General features: G+C 69.2%; 8 protein-coding genes and 1 pseudogene. 6 read left to right on the top strand and 3 right to left on the bottom strand.

Features of this window, described 5'->3' with window-relative positions:
* Positions 1-180 precede the first annotated feature (180 nt).
* On the bottom strand, positions 181-924 hold the full coding sequence (locus tag ACZ6QQ_RS34580; protein WP_465882081.1) for a DUF4870 domain-containing protein: 744 nt from the start codon (positions 922-924) through the stop codon (positions 181-183).
* 274 nt (positions 925-1,198) lie between these two features.
* Between ACZ6QQ_RS34580 and hrcA the strand changes: the two genes are divergently transcribed.
* The 3 genes from hrcA to ACZ6QQ_RS34565 all read left to right on the top strand — a co-directional run bounded on the left by hrcA (position 1,199) and on the right by ACZ6QQ_RS34565 (position 4,473).
* Entirely contained in the window at positions 1,199-2,221 is a 1,023-nt protein-coding gene (hrcA, locus tag ACZ6QQ_RS34575; protein ID WP_465882080.1) for a heat-inducible transcriptional repressor HrcA, read from the top strand.
* Between the two features lie 99 nt (positions 2,222-2,320).
* Positions 2,321-3,454, top strand: a complete 1,134-nt coding sequence (gene dnaJ / locus ACZ6QQ_RS34570; protein WP_465882151.1) for a molecular chaperone DnaJ — start codon at positions 2,321-2,323, stop codon at positions 3,452-3,454.
* Between the two features lie 284 nt (positions 3,455-3,738).
* On the top strand, positions 3,739-4,473 hold the full coding sequence (locus ACZ6QQ_RS34565) for a 16S rRNA (uracil(1498)-N(3))-methyltransferase (RefSeq protein ID WP_465882078.1): 735 nt from the start codon (positions 3,739-3,741) through the stop codon (positions 4,471-4,473).
* Positions 4,474-4,481: 8 nt separating this feature from the next.
* Here the strand turns inward: ACZ6QQ_RS34565 and ACZ6QQ_RS34560 are convergent, their stop codons facing one another.
* Positions 4,482-6,917, bottom strand: a complete 2,436-nt coding sequence (locus tag ACZ6QQ_RS34560; protein WP_465882076.1) for a beta-glucosidase — start codon at positions 6,915-6,917, stop codon at positions 4,482-4,484.
* 333 nt (positions 6,918-7,250) lie between these two features.
* On the opposite strand from ACZ6QQ_RS34560, the gene ACZ6QQ_RS34555 reads away from it, so the two are divergent.
* The gene (locus ACZ6QQ_RS34555; protein ID WP_465882075.1) at positions 7,251-14,126 is read left to right on the top strand and encodes a ricin-type beta-trefoil lectin domain protein; all 6,876 of its coding nucleotides are present in this window, start codon (positions 7,251-7,253) and stop codon (positions 14,124-14,126) included.
* 409 nt (positions 14,127-14,535) lie between these two features.
* Positions 14,536-14,607: pseudogene (locus tag ACZ6QQ_RS34550) on the top strand (type II toxin-antitoxin system RelE family toxin); the annotation flags it as partial.
* Between the two features lie 50 nt (positions 14,608-14,657).
* Here ACZ6QQ_RS34550 and ACZ6QQ_RS34545 read toward each other — a convergent pair.
* Positions 14,658-15,416 carry an SDR family NAD(P)-dependent oxidoreductase gene (locus ACZ6QQ_RS34545; RefSeq protein ID WP_465882149.1) on the bottom strand — a complete coding sequence of 253 codons (759 nt, stop codon included), beginning with the start codon at positions 15,414-15,416 and terminating at the stop codon, positions 14,658-14,660.
* A 22-nt stretch (positions 15,417-15,438) separates the two neighbouring features.
* On the opposite strand from ACZ6QQ_RS34545, the gene ACZ6QQ_RS34540 reads away from it, so the two are divergent.
* On the top strand, positions 15,439-15,798 hold the full coding sequence (locus ACZ6QQ_RS34540; RefSeq protein WP_465882073.1) for a histidine triad nucleotide-binding protein: 360 nt from the start codon (positions 15,439-15,441) through the stop codon (positions 15,796-15,798).
* The last annotated feature ends 1 nt before the right edge of the window (position 15,799 follow it).

Below are 15,799 nucleotides of genomic sequence, written 5' to 3'. Positions count from 1 at the left end.
CTGGCTCCCCGCCCGGGTGTGCCTTGCTTCCCTCCCCCCCCCCCCCCTCTTCCTTTCTTGTTTTTGTGTTTGCGGTTTCCCTCCCCCCCCCCCCCCCCCCCCCCCCCCCCGACGGACCGTCCGTGGCTCGGCGCTCGTGGCGCGCCGTGGGTTGTTACTTCACGGTGTTGCTTCGTGGTGTTACTTCACCAGTCGGACCGACATCGGGTACCGGTAGAGCGTGCCCTCGTTCGCCCGCAGACCGCCGATGATCGAGAAGACGGCCACCACGATCCAGGTGACGAAGGGCAGGATCCCGAGCGTGCAGAACCCGATGATGACCGCGAACAGCATGACCACCGCCCAGGTGATCTGGAAGTTCAGCGCCTCGACCGCGTGAGCGCGTACGGTCGGCGACTCGTTCCCCTTCGCTAGCAGCGCGATCAACGGGGCGATGAAGCCCACGATGACGCCACCGAAGTGTGCGATCAGGGCGAAGGTCTTCTCGTCGTTGTTCGCGTAGCCCTGTGGGACGGGGCCGCCCGGGTAACCGCCGCCCGGCTGGTACGCACCGCCGCCGGGGTAGCCACCGGGCGGGGGGTACTGGCCGCCGGGGTAGCCGCCACCGGGTGGCGGGTAGCCGCCGTCGGCGGGCGGGTAGCCACCGGGCGGGGGATAACCACCGGGCGGGGGATAGCCACCCGGTGGCGGGTAACCACCGGCCGGCGGGTAGCCGCCACCCGGCGGGGGAGTACCCGGTGCGCCGTACTGCGGGGCGGGCGGGGGCGAACCGTACTGCGGCGCGGCCGGCGGCGGGCCGTAACCGGGCGGGGGCGCCTCACCGGGACTCGGGTACGAGCCCGGCGACGTGAACGGAGTCGTCGGCGGTTCCGGCGGATAACCGCCGGGGCCGCCCTCTCCGGGAGGGCGGGGTGGTTCAGTCATGGGGCCACGGTAGGGGTATCGATCAACAGACGCCAGCTACCACCGGTGACGTCGGTGGACAATTACCGACTGAAACTGCTATGCCGACAGTGGGTCGGTTACCGTCCACGGGATCGCCCATGATCTCCGCCACCGGCCAGGCAAGATCTTCGGTCGGGCGCGAGGTTGATCATCGCAACCAGGTGGGACCGCGTCGTAGACTGGCACTCGTTACGGCCGAGTGCCAGACTGGTGAGCCGGGTGCTCGCACCGACCCGGTCGCAGGGAGGTGAGGATGGGTCTCGACGACCGCAAGCTCGACGTGCTGCGCGCGATCGTGGAGGACTACGTATCCACCCAGGAGCCGGTCGGCAGCAAAGCCCTGGTCGAGCGGCACCAACTCGGCGTGTCACCGGCCACCGTCCGCAACGACATGGCCGTACTCGAAGAAGAGGGCTACATCCGGCAGCCGCACACCAGCGCCGGCCGGGTGCCCACCGACCGGGGCTACCGCCTCTTCGTCGACCGTCTCTCCCGGGTCAAGCCGCTCACCCCGGCCGAACGCCGGGCCATCGAACGATTCCTGGTCGGCGCCGTCGACCTCGACGACGTGGTGCACCGGACGGTCCGCCTGCTCGCCCAGCTCACCCGGCAGGTCGCCGTGGTGCAGTACCCGAGCCTGGCCCGCTCCTCCGTACGCCACCTGGAACTCGTACCGATCTCCACCACCCGGCTCATGTTCGTCATGATCGCCGACACCGGCCGGGTCGAACAGCGCCTGGTCGAGATGCCGGCACCACTGCTCGCCGACGACGTGACCGACCTGCGCCGACTGGTCAACGAAAAGCTCGTCGGCAGCCGGCTCTCCGACACCCCGCCGCTGGTCCAGGCACTCGTCGACGAGGTCGCACCCGACCTGCGCCCGGCGATGGCGACCCTGGCGACGGTCCTGCTGGAAACCCTCGTCGAACGCAGCGAGGAACGGATCGCCCTGGCCGGCACCGCCAACCTGACCCGTGGCGGGCTGCTCGACTTCCAGGGCTCGCTACGCCCGATCCTGGAGGCGCTGGAGGAGGAGGTCATCCTGCTCAAGCTCTTCGGCGAGGTCGAACCCAGTACGCTCCGAATCCGGATCGGCGACGAAAATGAGATCGACAACCTGCGCGCCACCTCGGTGGTGAGCACCGGGTACGGCACCGGCAGCAACATCCTCGGCGGGCTCGGGGTGCTCGGGCCGACCCGGATGGACTACCCCGGCACCATCGCGACCGTACGCGCGGTCGCCCGTTACGTGGGCGACCTACTGGCACAGAATTGATGGCGCCGGAGCAGCGGGCAGCACCGGCGCGGAACCGATCAACAAGCTGACCTGACGACACCGGCGGACGGCACGACTGACATGGGGACACGGAACACAGTGGCCAAGGACTACTACGGGATTCTCGGCGTCAGCCGGGAGGCCTCCGACGACGAGATCAAGCGCGCCTACCGCAAACTGGCGCGGCAGTACCATCCGGACGTCAATCCGGACCCGGAGGCGCACGAGAAGTTCAAGGACATCAACGCCGCCTACGAGGTCCTCTCCGACGACCAGAAGCGGCAGATCGTCGACCTCGGCGGGGACCCCCTGGCCCCCGGCGGTGGCGGCGGTGGTGCCGGACCCGGCGGAGCCGGCCCGTTCGTCGGCTTCCAGGACATCATGGACGCCTTCTTCGGTGCCGCGGGCGGAAGCAGGGGCCCCCGGCCCCGTACCCGGCCGGGTGCCGACGCCATCCTGCGCCTCGAACTCGACCTCAACGAGACGGCCTTCGGCGTCGAGGCGCCGATCACCGTCGACACCGCCGTACTCTGCACCACCTGCGCCGGTGCGGGCACCGCCGCCGGCACCCACCTCGCCACCTGTGAGGCGTGCGGCGGGCGCGGCGAGGTCCAGTCGGTCCAGCGGACCTTCCTCGGCCAGGTCGTCTCGTCCCGGCCGTGCACGGTCTGCCAGGGCTACGGCACCGTCATCCCGCACCCCTGCCCGACCTGCGCCGGTGACGGCCGGGTCCGTACCCGTCGGTCGCTGACCGTCAAGATCCCGGCCGGGGTCGAGGACGGCATGCGGATCCGGCTCGCCCAGCAGGGCGAGGTCGGCCCCGGTGGCGGCACCGCCGGTGACCTCTACGTCGAGATCCACGAACGCACCCACGACGTCTACTCCCGCAAGGGCGACGACCTGCACTGCCGGGTCACCGTCCCGATGACCGCCGCGGCGCTGGGCACCCGCCTCACCATCAAGACGCTGGACAGCGACGAACCCGTCGACGTCAAGCCGGGCACCCAACCGGGCAGCACCCTGCGGCTGCGCGCCCGTGGCGTACCGCACCTGCGCGGCACAGGGCGGGGTGACCTCTTCGTCCACCTGGACGTCCGTACCCCGACCAAGCTCGACGCCGACCAGGAGCGGATGCTCCGCGACTTCGCCAAGACCAGGGGCGAGGAGGTCGCCGAGCTGAGCAAGCAGGGCGGCTTCTTCTCCCGCATGCGAGACGCCTTCAACGGGCACTAGTTTTTTGGCCCCGGCGGAGCCGGGGCGGCTCGCTCCGCTTCGCGCCGCCCAGTGCGGTGACTTCGTCCTGCGGGCGACGAAGGCTTCGCCTCGTCGTCCTCGGACGAAGTCACCGCGGCGGCGCTCGGTCGACTCGCGACGTTGGTTGCGGTCAGGGCCGGCGCAGTGGGCGCAGTTGTCGAGAAAGAGGGGCTATTCCTTGGGGAATAGGCCCTCTTTCTCGACATGAGGGGCCTTGCTGGGGTGACGGGGTCGTGGGGTGGGGTGGGGTTTAGCCTGGGCGGGTGTCGGTGCCGCTGTTCCTGGTTGAAGCCCTGCCTGTGGGGGATGTGTTCACGCTCGGTGGGGCGGAGGGGCATCATGCCGCCACGGTGCAGCGGTTGCGGGTGGGGGAGGAGTTGCTGCTCGCCGACGGGCGGGGCGGCACGGCCGGCGCGGTGGTGACGGCCGTCGGCCGGGGCACGCTGGACCTTCGGGTGAGCTCCCTGGCGTACGACGATGCGCCCGACCCGCGCCTGGTGGTCGTCCAGGGGATCGCCAAGGGGGACCGGGGCGAGTTGGCCGTACAGGCGATGACCGAGGTCGGGGTGGACGAGATCGTGCCCTGGGCGGCGTCGCGTTCGGTGGTGCAGTGGCGCGGTGAGCGCGGCGGTCGGGCGCGGGAGAAGTGGGTGGCGACCGCGCGGGAGGCGGCCAAGCAGTCCCGCCGTTCGTGGTTGCCGGTGGTGGCCGGGGCGCCGGACGAGTCGACCGGGCGGGTGGTGGACCGGATCGCCGGGGTGGCGGCGGCGTTCGTGCTGCACGAGGAGGCGACGGTGGGGCTCTCCACCGTGGAGCTGCCGGTGAGCGGGGAGATCGTGCTGGTGGTGGGGCCGGAGGGTGGCATCACGTCGGCCGAGGTGGCAGCCTTCGAGTCGGCCGGTGCACGGACGGTGCGACTGGGTCCGGCGGTGCTGCGTACGTCGACCGCCGGGGTGGCGGCGCTGGCCGTGCTCTCGGCGAGGCTCGGTCGCTGGTAGACCGGTCGTCAGGCGGTGACTTCGAGGGTGGCGGTCAGGCGGATGTCGGCGACGCCTCGGGCAACCTCGACGGTGTAGGTGCCGGGGACCGTACGCCACTGGCCGGCCCAGATCTGGGTGGAGCGGGCGGCGAGCGGGACCCGTACGGTGATCGTCTCGTCGGGTGCGGCGGTGACCGTGGCGAAGCCGGCGAGTTGCCGGGTGGGGCGCTCCGGGTCCGGCTCGGTCGGGCCGACGTAGAGCTGCACCACCTCCCGGCCGGTACGGCTCCCGCTGTTGCGCACCGTCACCACCGCTGTCGGCGTACCGGCGGATTCGACCTCCAGTGACTCGTACGCCCAGGTGGTGTAGCCGAGTCCGTGGCCGAACGGGAAGAGGGGGTCGGCCTGCCAGCCCCGGTAGCCGATGAAGACGCCCTCGTCGTAGCGAAGGGTGCGGTCGGTCGGGGTGGTGGAGAGGACCGGTACGTCGTGTGCGTGCCGGGGCCAGGTGGTGGGCAGTCGTCCGCCGGGTTCGGCGGCGCCGAGCAGTACGTCGGCGAGGGCGGCACCGGCCTCCTGGCCGGGGAACCAGGTGAGCAGGATCGCCGCGACTTTGTCGGCCCAGGGCATCAGGACCGGGGAGCCGGCGTTGACGACGACGACCGTACGCGGGTTGACTGCCGCGACCCGGCTGACCAGTTCGTCCTGGCGGCCGGGCAGGGCGAGACTGGTCCGGTCGAAGCCCTCGGATTCGACCTGTTCGGTGGTGCCGACCACGACGACGGCCACGTCCGCCTCGGCGGCGGCGCGGGCGGCCGCGTCGATCAGCTCGTCGGGGGAGGCGGTCGGTGCCGCGTGGCCGAGGCTGAAGTGCACGGCGCCGGCCATGCCCTCGACGATCTGCTGGGTGAGGGTCACCTCGACCGGTTCACCTTCGAGCAGCGTGATCGCGAAGCGCCGTTCGACCGGGGCGAGGAACGTCTCCGTCGGGTCCTGCTCCTCGTCGAAGAGCGGGCCGTCGAAGATCTCGGTGCCGGCGACGGTGAGCCTGAACAGCCCGAACCCGTCGATGGAAAGCTGGTGTTCGCCGCTGGTCCGCGGGGTGCAGCGGGCGGACAGTTCCACCGACGCGAGGTCGGCCGGGTCGACACCGGCGGGCAGGGCACCCAACCAGCGGGCGACGGCGCTGCGAAGATCGGCCCGGTAGAGCGCTTCACCGTCGGCGTTGCGCAGGGTCGCGGTGATCGGGGACCACTGTTCGCCGCTGGCGGCGGCGAGCCTCGGCCGGGGGTCGGCGCCGATCGCGTACGTAACCTCGGCGTCGGGCAGGGCGGCGGTGAGCCCGGCGAGTGGGGAGAAGATCCGCTCCGGGACGACCTGGGCACTGCCGCCGCCGAGGATCCTCGCGTCGGTGGCGAGCGCGCCGGAGACCGCCACCCGGCGCAGCGTGCTCGACTTCAGCGGCAGCAGGTCGCCCTCGTTTCGGGCCAGCACGAAGGAGCGGGTCGCGATGTGCCGCGCCACGTCGGGGCCGTGCAGCGGCGCCGGCCGGTCGTCCGGTGCCACCGCCGGGGGTACGCCGTCCAGCAGGCCCACCCGCGCGGCCAGGCGCAGAACCCGCCGTACCTTGTCGTCCACGACGTCCTCGGCGACCCGGCCGGCGCGTACGGCGGCGACCAGTTCGGCTCCCCACGGGTCACCGTGGGCGGGCATCACCACGTCGAGCCCGCCGTTGGCGGTGCCCACCACGGACCGGGCGGCGGTCCAGTCGGAGACGATGAACCCGTCGAAGCCCCACCGCTCCTTCAGTAACCCGTGTTGCAGCTCGGCGTGCTCGGTCATGGTGTGGCCGTTGACCCCGTTGTACGCGGCCATCACGCCCCACGCCCCGGCAGCCACGATCCGCTCGAACGGGGCCAGGTACAGCTCGTGCAAAGCCCGCTCGGAGACCCGTACGTCGACGGTGAACCGTTCGGTCTCGGAGTCGTTGGCGACGAAGTGCTTGACCGTGGTGCCGACGCCCTGGTCCTGTACGCCGGTCACGTAGCCGGCGCCGATCTCGCCGGTGAGCAGCGGATCCTCGGAGTAGCACTCGAAGTGGCGGCCGCCGAGCGGGCTGCGGTGCAGGTTGACCGTGGGGGCGAGCAGGACGTGCACACCCTTGCGCCGGGCCTCCTGGCCGAGCAGCCGGCCGGCGGTCCTGGCCAGTTCGGGATCCCAGGTGGCGGCGAGCGCGGTCGGGCTGGGCAGTGCCACCGACGGGTCGTCGGGGGTCCAGCCGATTCCGCGTACGCCGATCGGGCCGTCGGACATCACCAGGGAGCGGAGCCCGATCTGCGGTAGGGCGGGCAGGGTCCACCAGTCCTGACCGGACAGGAGCCGTACCTTGTCCTCCAGGTCGAGCGCGGTCAGCGCCCGCTCGATCGCCGCCTCGGTCGCCGAGGTTGTCGCCGCTGCCGTCATCGCGCCGCCCCCTGAAAGGTCGATTCCGCTCGATCCTGCCAGCCTGGGGCCGTCCCCGCATTCCCATCCGCATCTCGATGCCGGGTGGGTCGGACTGTCGGTTCGTGCCCACACGCTGGGCGAACCGTGCGGGGTGCGGGTGAACCGGGGCGGCGGTCGGCGTTGCTCTCCAAGCGACAAACCGGGCACTACCTCTGGTGATCATCGTGGAGGGTTCATGCCCGGGTGACGTTCCTGTCCTCACTACTTGTAATCGACTCTTGACGACCGGTCGGATGATCTTTAACGTTCGCTCGCTTGATCAACTGTTGGTGTTTGTCGGGGGAGGACCACGTGGTCGCTGGTATGGGTTCGTCGCGCGTTTTCGCGCCGGTGTTCCGGTGGGCGAGGCGCGGGGCGTTGGCGACCGCGGTGGTGATGGCTGTCTCGGTGGTGCAGTTCGTGCCTGCTCAGGCGGCGCCGTCACCCGGTGGACCGGGTAAGGCGACGGAAGAGTCGGTCCCGGTTGAGCCGGTGGAACCGGGCAAGGGCACGCCGTCCGAGACCGATGCCGCCGCACTGAAGGCGGTTGACCGGAAGGTGTTGCCGTCGGAGGGTTCGGCGGATGTGCCGGTGTCGGGGGAGACGACGAAGGTCGGCGATCTGCCGGTGTCGTTCGCGCCGGAGATTGTGGTCGACGACGCCTCGCGGCGGAGTCTGGCGAGTGCCGCTGGCGGGCCGGAGTCGGTGACCGCACGGGTGGTCGACGAGGGCGTGGCGCGGGCGGCGGGGGTGCCCGGTGTGGTGGTGGAGCTGTCTCGTTCGGACGGGGTGGCCCGGTCGGGTCCGACGAGGATGAGCGTCGAGTACGGGCAGTTCGCGAACGCGTACGGGGCGGATTACGGTCAGCGGTTGCGGTTGGTGGGTCTGCCGGCGTGTGTGTTGGAGACTCCGGCGGATCCGGTGTGTCAGGTGCAGACGCCGTTGGATTCGGTGAATCGCTCTGGTGTCGTGTCGGCGAGTGTGACGGTGGGTGGTGACCCGGAAGGGGCCTCCTCGTTGGCGGCGTCGGGTGTGGCGTCTGCGGTGGTGGCGTTGTCGTCGACGGCGGAGTCGGCTGGTGGGGCGTTCACCGCGACGTCGTTGTCGGAGACGTACGAGTGGTCCGCCGGTGGGCAGGGCGGCGAGTTCAACTCCTCGTACCCGTTCGAGGTGCCGCCGTCGCCCGGTGGGCTGGAGCCGAGTCTGGCGTTGCAGTATTCGTCGGGGTCGGTGGATGGTCAGACGCTGGCGCGGAATGGTCAGGCGTCGTGGGTGGGTGAGGGTTGGGACCTTCAGGTCGGTTACGTCGAGCGGTCGTACCGGTCCTGTGCGGACGATGGTGGTACGACGGGTGACCTGTGTTGGTTTTCGCCGTACAACGCGACGTTGGTGTTGAACGGGTCGTCGACGCGGTTGGTCCGGGATGCGGCTACCGGGGTGTGGCGGGGTGCGGACGACGACGGGTTGAAGGTCGAGGCGTTGTCGGATCCGTCGTTGGGCAACGGTGACAACGACGGGGAGTACTGGCGGGTCACGACGCAGGACGGGACGCAGTACTACTTCGGGCGGCACAAGCGCAGCGCGAGTGATCCGGAGCCGCAGTGGTCGGTGTCGTCGGTGCCGGTGTTCGGCAACAATCCGGGAGAGCCGTGTTACTCGGCGGCCGGGTTCGCGGTGTCGTCGTGTCTGCAGGCGTACCGGTGGAACCTCGACTACGTTGTCGACCCGTCGGGGAACTCGATGACGTACTTCTACAACCGCTTCTCCGGGAACTACGGGGCGAACAACAACGCCTTCGCGGCCTCGTACGACATGGCGAGCTACCTGCATCACGTCGACTACGGCACGCGGGCGGGTTCGGAGGGGTCGTCGCGGGCGCCGTCGCGGGTGGACTTCGAGCGGGCGCCGCGGTGCCTGGGTGCGTGCGCGCAGGCGGATTACCCGGATACGCCGTGGGATCTGCGTTGTACGACGTCGAGTTGCCCGAACAGGACGAGTCCGACGTTCTGGGGTCCGGACAGGTTGTCCACCGTCACGACCAAGGCGTGGAACCCGTCGGCGGGTGCCTACCTGGCGGTGGACCGGTGGGACCTGGTCCACCAGTACCCCGCGACGGGGGACGCCATCCTTCCCGTCGGGAATGACACGTCGCCGAACCTGTGGTTGTACAGCGTGACGCACACCGGGTTCGCACCGGACGGGACGACCGGGTTGGCCGAGCCCGCGGTGCTCTTCGGCGGCACCATGAAGTTCAACCGGGTGGACTGGGGCAACGACATCGGCGTCGCCCCGTACGGGCACTACCGGATCAGCCTGATCAAGAACGGGGTCGGCGGCGAGACCCAGGTCACCTACTCGGACGAGGGTTGCGTCCGGACGGTTCGGCCGAATCCGCACGCGAACCCGTTGCGGTGTTTCCCGCAGGTGCACAAGCCCGCGACCGGGAACGCCGGCTACGGGTGGTTCCACAAGTATGTGGTGACGCAGGTGGTGGAGCATGACACCACGGGCGGTTCGCCGGACCAGGTGACCTCGTACGCGTACTCGAATGAGGGTTCGACGGACGTCTCGTTGTGGGCGCATGACCGCAACGAGACGGCGGTGTTGGCGAACCGTTCGTGGTCGGTGTGGCGCGGCTACACCACGGTCACCACGACGAAGGGCGCGGCCGGCGGTCCGCAGACCAGTTCGCGGCAGCACTACTACCGGGGCATGAACGGCGACGGCATGCCGACCACCGACAACAGCGCGATGGCGTGGGGCACCCGCCGGGTCGGCATCACCACCCCGCTGATCACACCGGGCTTCATGGCGACGGTCTCCGGGCAGGGCGGTCAGTGCCTCGACGTGGCGAACGCGGGAACCGCGAACGGCACCAACGTGCAGATGCAGGTCTGCAACGGTAACGCGGCGCAGGTGTGGCAGACGTACTACCCGTCGAACGATGAGCCGTACTTCCTGATGAAGAACCCACTGTCGAACAAGTGCCTCGATATCTACGGGTTGTCCACCGCGAACGGCGCGGATGTCAACATCTGGGACTGCAACAACACCACCAACCAGCGGTGGCTGCGGCAGCCGAACGGGAGCCTGCTGAACCCGGCGTCGGGCCGCTGCCTGGACATCGCCAACGTGAGCACGGTCCCGCAGACCCCGGTGCAGTTGTGGGACTGCGCCAACGCGTGGAGCCAGATGTGGCAGCCGCAGGCCAACGGCACCCTGATCAGCCCGCAGGGAATGCGGTGCATGGACGCAGACCTCGACGGCGGCGGTGCGAACGGGACGAAGGTCCAGTCGTACCAGTGCAACAACTCGGTGGCTCAGTTGTGGCAGCCGTCAACGGACGGCACCCTGCACAGCGGTGCGTCCGGCAAGTGCCTCGACGTCAACGGTCACGGCACCACCAACGGCAGCCTCGTACATCTGTGGGACTGCAGCGGCCTCGGCAACCAGATCTGGCAGGCACAGCCGAACGGTGCGCTGCTCAACCCGCAGTCCGGCCGGTGCCTGGAGGCCGGACCCACACCACGCAACGGTGTCCAGCTGTACCTGTGGGACTGCACCGGCTCCGTCACCCAGTCATGGGCGCACCAGATCACCGACCAGGACGGCCTCGAAGGCCGCCGCATGCTCGACGTCTCCCTCGACGGTGCCACCGTCCTCGGCACCACCCTCCACATCCACGGCGTCACCCAGACCGGCCTGCGCCCGAAACCGAACCCGGCCGGAGAAGACCTCGTATCCCGGATGGTCCGGGAGAACTACACCTGGGAACGCACCTGGCTACCCGACTCGGGCACCTGGCGGTGGACCGTCGTCGCCGCCGACTACGACTCCTACGGACTACCCACCCAGGTCAACAACCACGGTGACATGACCGTCGGAAACGACGACCAGTGCACCCGCTACACGTACGCCCGCAACACCGGCCGGTGGATCGTCGGCACCGTCTCCGACCAGGTCACGACGTCGAGAAACTGCGCCGAGAATCCGACGTACCCGCACGACCTCGTCTCAGAAGAGGTCACCTCCTACGACGGACAGGCCTTCGGGGTCGCTCCGACCCGGGGCCTGGTCACCCGAACCGAAGAGGCCGCCTCGAACAACGGCACCGCCAGCACCTACGTCACCACCATGACCGCCACCCATGACGAGTACGGCCGGCCGCGTACCGCCACCGACGCGCTCAACCGCACCACCGAGACGACCTACGATCCGCCAACCGGCGTGGCCTCGATGGTCACGGTCACCAACCCGCTCGGGCATGCCACCATCACCCATCTCGACCCACGGCGAGGGCTCACCCTGGGCCTCGTCGACCCGAACAACAAGACCACCGCCGCACAGTACGACCCACTCGGTCGGCTGACGAAGGTCTGGTACCCCGGTCGGGCCACGAACCAGACCCCGGACACCGAGTACGTCTACACGGTCGGTGAGGCGGGCCGGCACGTCGAAACGAAGACGCTCGCGCCGAACGGCAACCAGGTCAGCTCCTTCACCATCTACGACGGGCTCCTCCAGACCCGACAGAACCAGAACGCCACTCCGTCCGGCACCCGGGCGATCACGGACACCCAGTACGACTCACGTGGGTTGACCGTCAAGCAGGCGACGGTCCACAACGCCGCCGCGCCGAGCGGCACCCTGCTCGCCTTCAGCGACACCGACGCGGCGAGCCAGTCCCGGTTCACCTACGACGGTGCCGCGCGCCTGGTCACCGACGCGTTCTGGTCCAACAACACCTTCAAGTGGCAGACCAGCACCAGCTACGGCGGCGACCGTACCCATATCGACCCGCCGGACGGCGCGGTGGCGACCACCATGATCCACGACGTACGCGGCCGGACCACCGCGTTGCGGCAGTATCGCGGCGGGGCCATCTCCGGGGCGTACGACGAGACCACGTACCAGTACGACCCGGCGGACCAGCTCACCAAGGTCACCGACCCGGCCGGCAACGAGTGGACCTACGCATACGACCTGCGTGGACGCCAGGTCGCGAAGAGTGACCCCGACGCGGGCGACTCGACGTCGACCTACGACGCCGCCGGGCAGCTCCTCACCACGACCGACGGCCGCGGCGAGACCCTCGCCCGGATCTACGACAATCTCGGCCGGCTCAAGGAACTCCGCGACGACACCACCACCGGAGCGCTGCGCACCTCGTACGTCTACGACACCCTGGCGAAGGGACAGCCCACCTCGTCCACCCGGCACGTCGGCGCCGCCGCTTACACCAGCGCCGTCACCGGCTACACCGACCGCTACCAGCCGACCGGCAGCAGCGTCACCATCCCGGCGGTCGAGGGCAACCTCGCCGGCACCTACACCAGCACCTCGACCTATCTGCCGACCGGTGCACTCGCCACCAGCACCCTGCCTGCCGCCGGTGGGCTGGCTGCGGAAACGCTGACCTATGGCTACAGCCAAGCGGGTCTCGCCACCACCATGGCCTCGCCCCTCACCACCTACGTCGGCGCCACCAACTACCACTGGCAGGGGGAACTCCAGGACCAGATCCTCGGTGCCGCCGGCAAGCGTGTGTGGCTCGGCTACGGCCTCGACGACGCCACCCGCCGCCTCAGCGGCGTCCGGGTACAGACGGAGAACCAGACCACACCGGGTACCTGGACCAACCGTGCCGGCGCCGACTACGTGTACGACCAGGCCGGCAACATCACCAGCATCGCCGGTGACACGAACGGCACCCGCGACCAGGTCGAGTGCTACCGGTACGACTACCACCGCCGCCTCACCGACGCCTGGTCGCAGGCCTCCGTCGGTTGCACCACGCCGCAACGGGCCGGCGCGGATGCGTACCGGTTGGCCTGGACCTACGACCTGACGGGCAACCGGAAGACCCAGACCAGTTGGAGCGCCACCGGCACCACCACCGCCACCTCCAGCTACCCCACCCCCGGCGGCAACCAACCGCACACCCTCACCCAGGTCGCCTACACCGGAGAAACCACCCGCACCGATACCTACACCTACGACACCGCCGGAAACACGCTCACTCGTCCCGTCACCGGTGCCACCCAAACCCTGACCTGGGACGAGGAAGGCCACCTCAACACCACCACCCAGACCGGTCAGAACACCGGCTACCTGTACGACACCGAGGGCAACCGGCTGATCCGTCGTGATGCCACCGGCACCACCCTCTACCTCGGTGGCACCGAGCTACGGCTGAAGACCAACGGGCAGGTCGACGGCACCCGGTACTACAGCCACAACGGCACCACCGTGGCCGTACGCAGCGTCACCGGCCTGACCTGGCTCGCTGCCGATCACAACGCGACCAGCCAACTGACCGTCGACCCGGACACCCTGAACGTGACCCGCCGCCGCAGTACACCGTTCGGTGAGCCTCGCGGTCCCCAGCCCAGCGGTTGGCCGAGTGAGAAGGGCTTCGTTGGCGGCACCCAGGACCCCACCGGCCTCACCCACCTCGGCGCCCGCGAATACGACCCGACCACCGGCCGCTTCATCAGCGCCGACCCGATCACCGACCACAACGATCCACAACAGATGAACGGGTACGCCTACGCGTACAACTCGCCCGTCACCTTCACCGACCCCGACGGCCTGCGCCCCCTCATCACGGAGACCGCCGCCGGAGACGAAGAGCACCAGCGCGCGACGGGGGAGAGGATAATCAAGAACAGTTCTGGAAGGTGGGCGGTCAGGAAGGAAAAGCCCAAGCCGAAACTACCGCCGAAGCAGCCAGGGAAACCGACGCCCGGGCCTTCGCGAGGTGCGACGCCCAAGCCATCACCAGGCCCGGCGCCAACTGAGGTCGCCAGTGTCGGCGGTGATGAGTCTTGCGATAGTGCCTGTATTGCGATGGCAAAGGGAGGAAGGCAAAACGTCCGCGACTCCGGATTGCGCGATGTTTCTGATGATGAGCTGAAGGAACTCGAAAGGAAAGCCAAGGGGCAGGAGAAGCGGCGCTATCAAAAGGAACTCAAGGCTCGTGGCATCAAGCATACTGGTGGGAGTGACTCCCGTCCCGCTCGCGCTCCGAGGGCGCCCGGCGGTGAAGATAGCGATGGCGGCGCCGCAGAGCGGGTGGTGACGGCGGGCGCTGCCGGCGTGGGGGTTGGGGTAGTGGTATGGTGGCTTGCCAAACTACTTAGTCCGTTTTGTGGACCGCTCGCCCCGGCTTGCGCAATTGCATTTTGATCGAAGGTGTCAATAAGTGGGTAAGTATCGGTGCCGAACGAGATTGCGGCAGAACTTGCCATTTATCTTGATAGGGTTGGTTCCCAAAGGGAGCCGCGATTGCGGGGATCATGAGTGGTATCGGAGCAAAAATGAGACGTATTTGTGTTATCATTGTGTAGTTGGAGTGCGCCATGGGCGTCCTGAGGAATGGTCGTGACTTGGGATCTATGACGACCGAAGCTGGTGCTGGCCACAGGGGCTGACAATCCGACGCCGATCGCATGTGGTCGTCCGCCCGGGTTGCTGTCACCGTTGGGGCGCTTGAACCCTGCCACGAGCGACGCGCTGCACGCGGTGCCGTGGGTGAAGCCGCGAAGGAACGTGAGGTCGACGCGCTGCTGGCCGACCGGGCCGACGGCGAGGCGGCGTGAAGGTCCAGATCGATCGGGACGTGCTTGTCTGGCTGCACAAGCAGCCACGCAACGTTCTGACCGTCTTGGGGTAGGTGCGAGTTCCGGTGCTTCGCCCTGATCTGCGAATTCGCACCGCTCAGCTGCGCAGGTACGAGGCGCCGTTGAGGTCGAGGATGGCGCCGGAGGCCCATTCGGCTTCGGGGGAGGCGAGCCAGTGCACGGCGGTGGCGATCTCCTCGGGGCGGGCGACCCGGTTGAACGGGCTCTGTGCCCGCATCGCCTCGGTGCGGGGTGCCTTGATGTGCTCGTTGGTCAGGTCCGGTTCCACGAAGCCGGGCGCGACCATCGCGACCGCGATGCCGTACGGGGCCAGCGCCACCGCCAGCGACTGGCCGAGCGCGTTCATCCCGGCCTTGCTGGCGCCGTACGCGGGATGGTTCGGCTCCCCCCGGAAGGCGCCCCGCGAGGAGACGTTGACGATCCGGCCGCCACCGGCGGCGAGCAGGTGCTGGACCGCGCACCAGGTGACGTTGGCGGCGCCGACCAGGTTCAGGTCGATCGTCTGCCGCCAGTGCTGCTGCCACTGCTCGTACGTGGTCTCGGTGATCGGGTGCGGGGTCGACTGCCCGGCGCTGTTGACCAGTACGTCGAGCCCGCCGAGCCGGGCGGCGGCGTCGTCCACCATTCGGCGTACGGCTTCGGGGTTGGTCAGATCGGCCTGGACCACGACGTGCCCGGTGCCGGGCAGGGCCGCCGCGAGTTGTTCGGCCAGTTCGGCGGACTCCCGGTGGTGGATCGCCACCCTGTCGCCGCTGTCGGCGAACGCGGTCGCCACCGCCCGTCCGACTCCCCGGGAGGCCCCGGTCACCAGTACCGCTCGTCCTGTCACGCGCATCATCATCCCCCGGAGGCATAACATGCCGGGCGTGGAGACTGACTGCTTGTTCTGCCGGATCGTGGCCGGCGAGATCCCGGCGACCGTGGTCCGGGAGACCGAAACGACGCTCGCGTTCCGGGACATCTCGCCGAAGGCCCCGGTGCACGTCCTGGTGATCCCGAAGGAGCACTTCGTGGACGTCGCCACCCTGGCCCAGGCCGACCCGGCGTTGGCGGGTGCGGTGCTGGAGACGGCGGCGACGGTGGCAGAGCACGAGGGGCTGACCGTGGACGGCTTCCGGATGATCTTCAACACCGGGCCGTGGGGCGGCCAGGAGGTCTTCCACGCCCACGCGCACCTGCTCGGCGGCGCCCCACTCGGCCCGATGTTCGCCGGCTGAC

Source organism: Micromonospora sp. NPDC049529, from assembly GCF_055586685.1.
The sequence above is the reverse complement of the archived record's forward strand: the minus strand, read 5'-3'. Positions and strand labels throughout refer to the sequence as shown.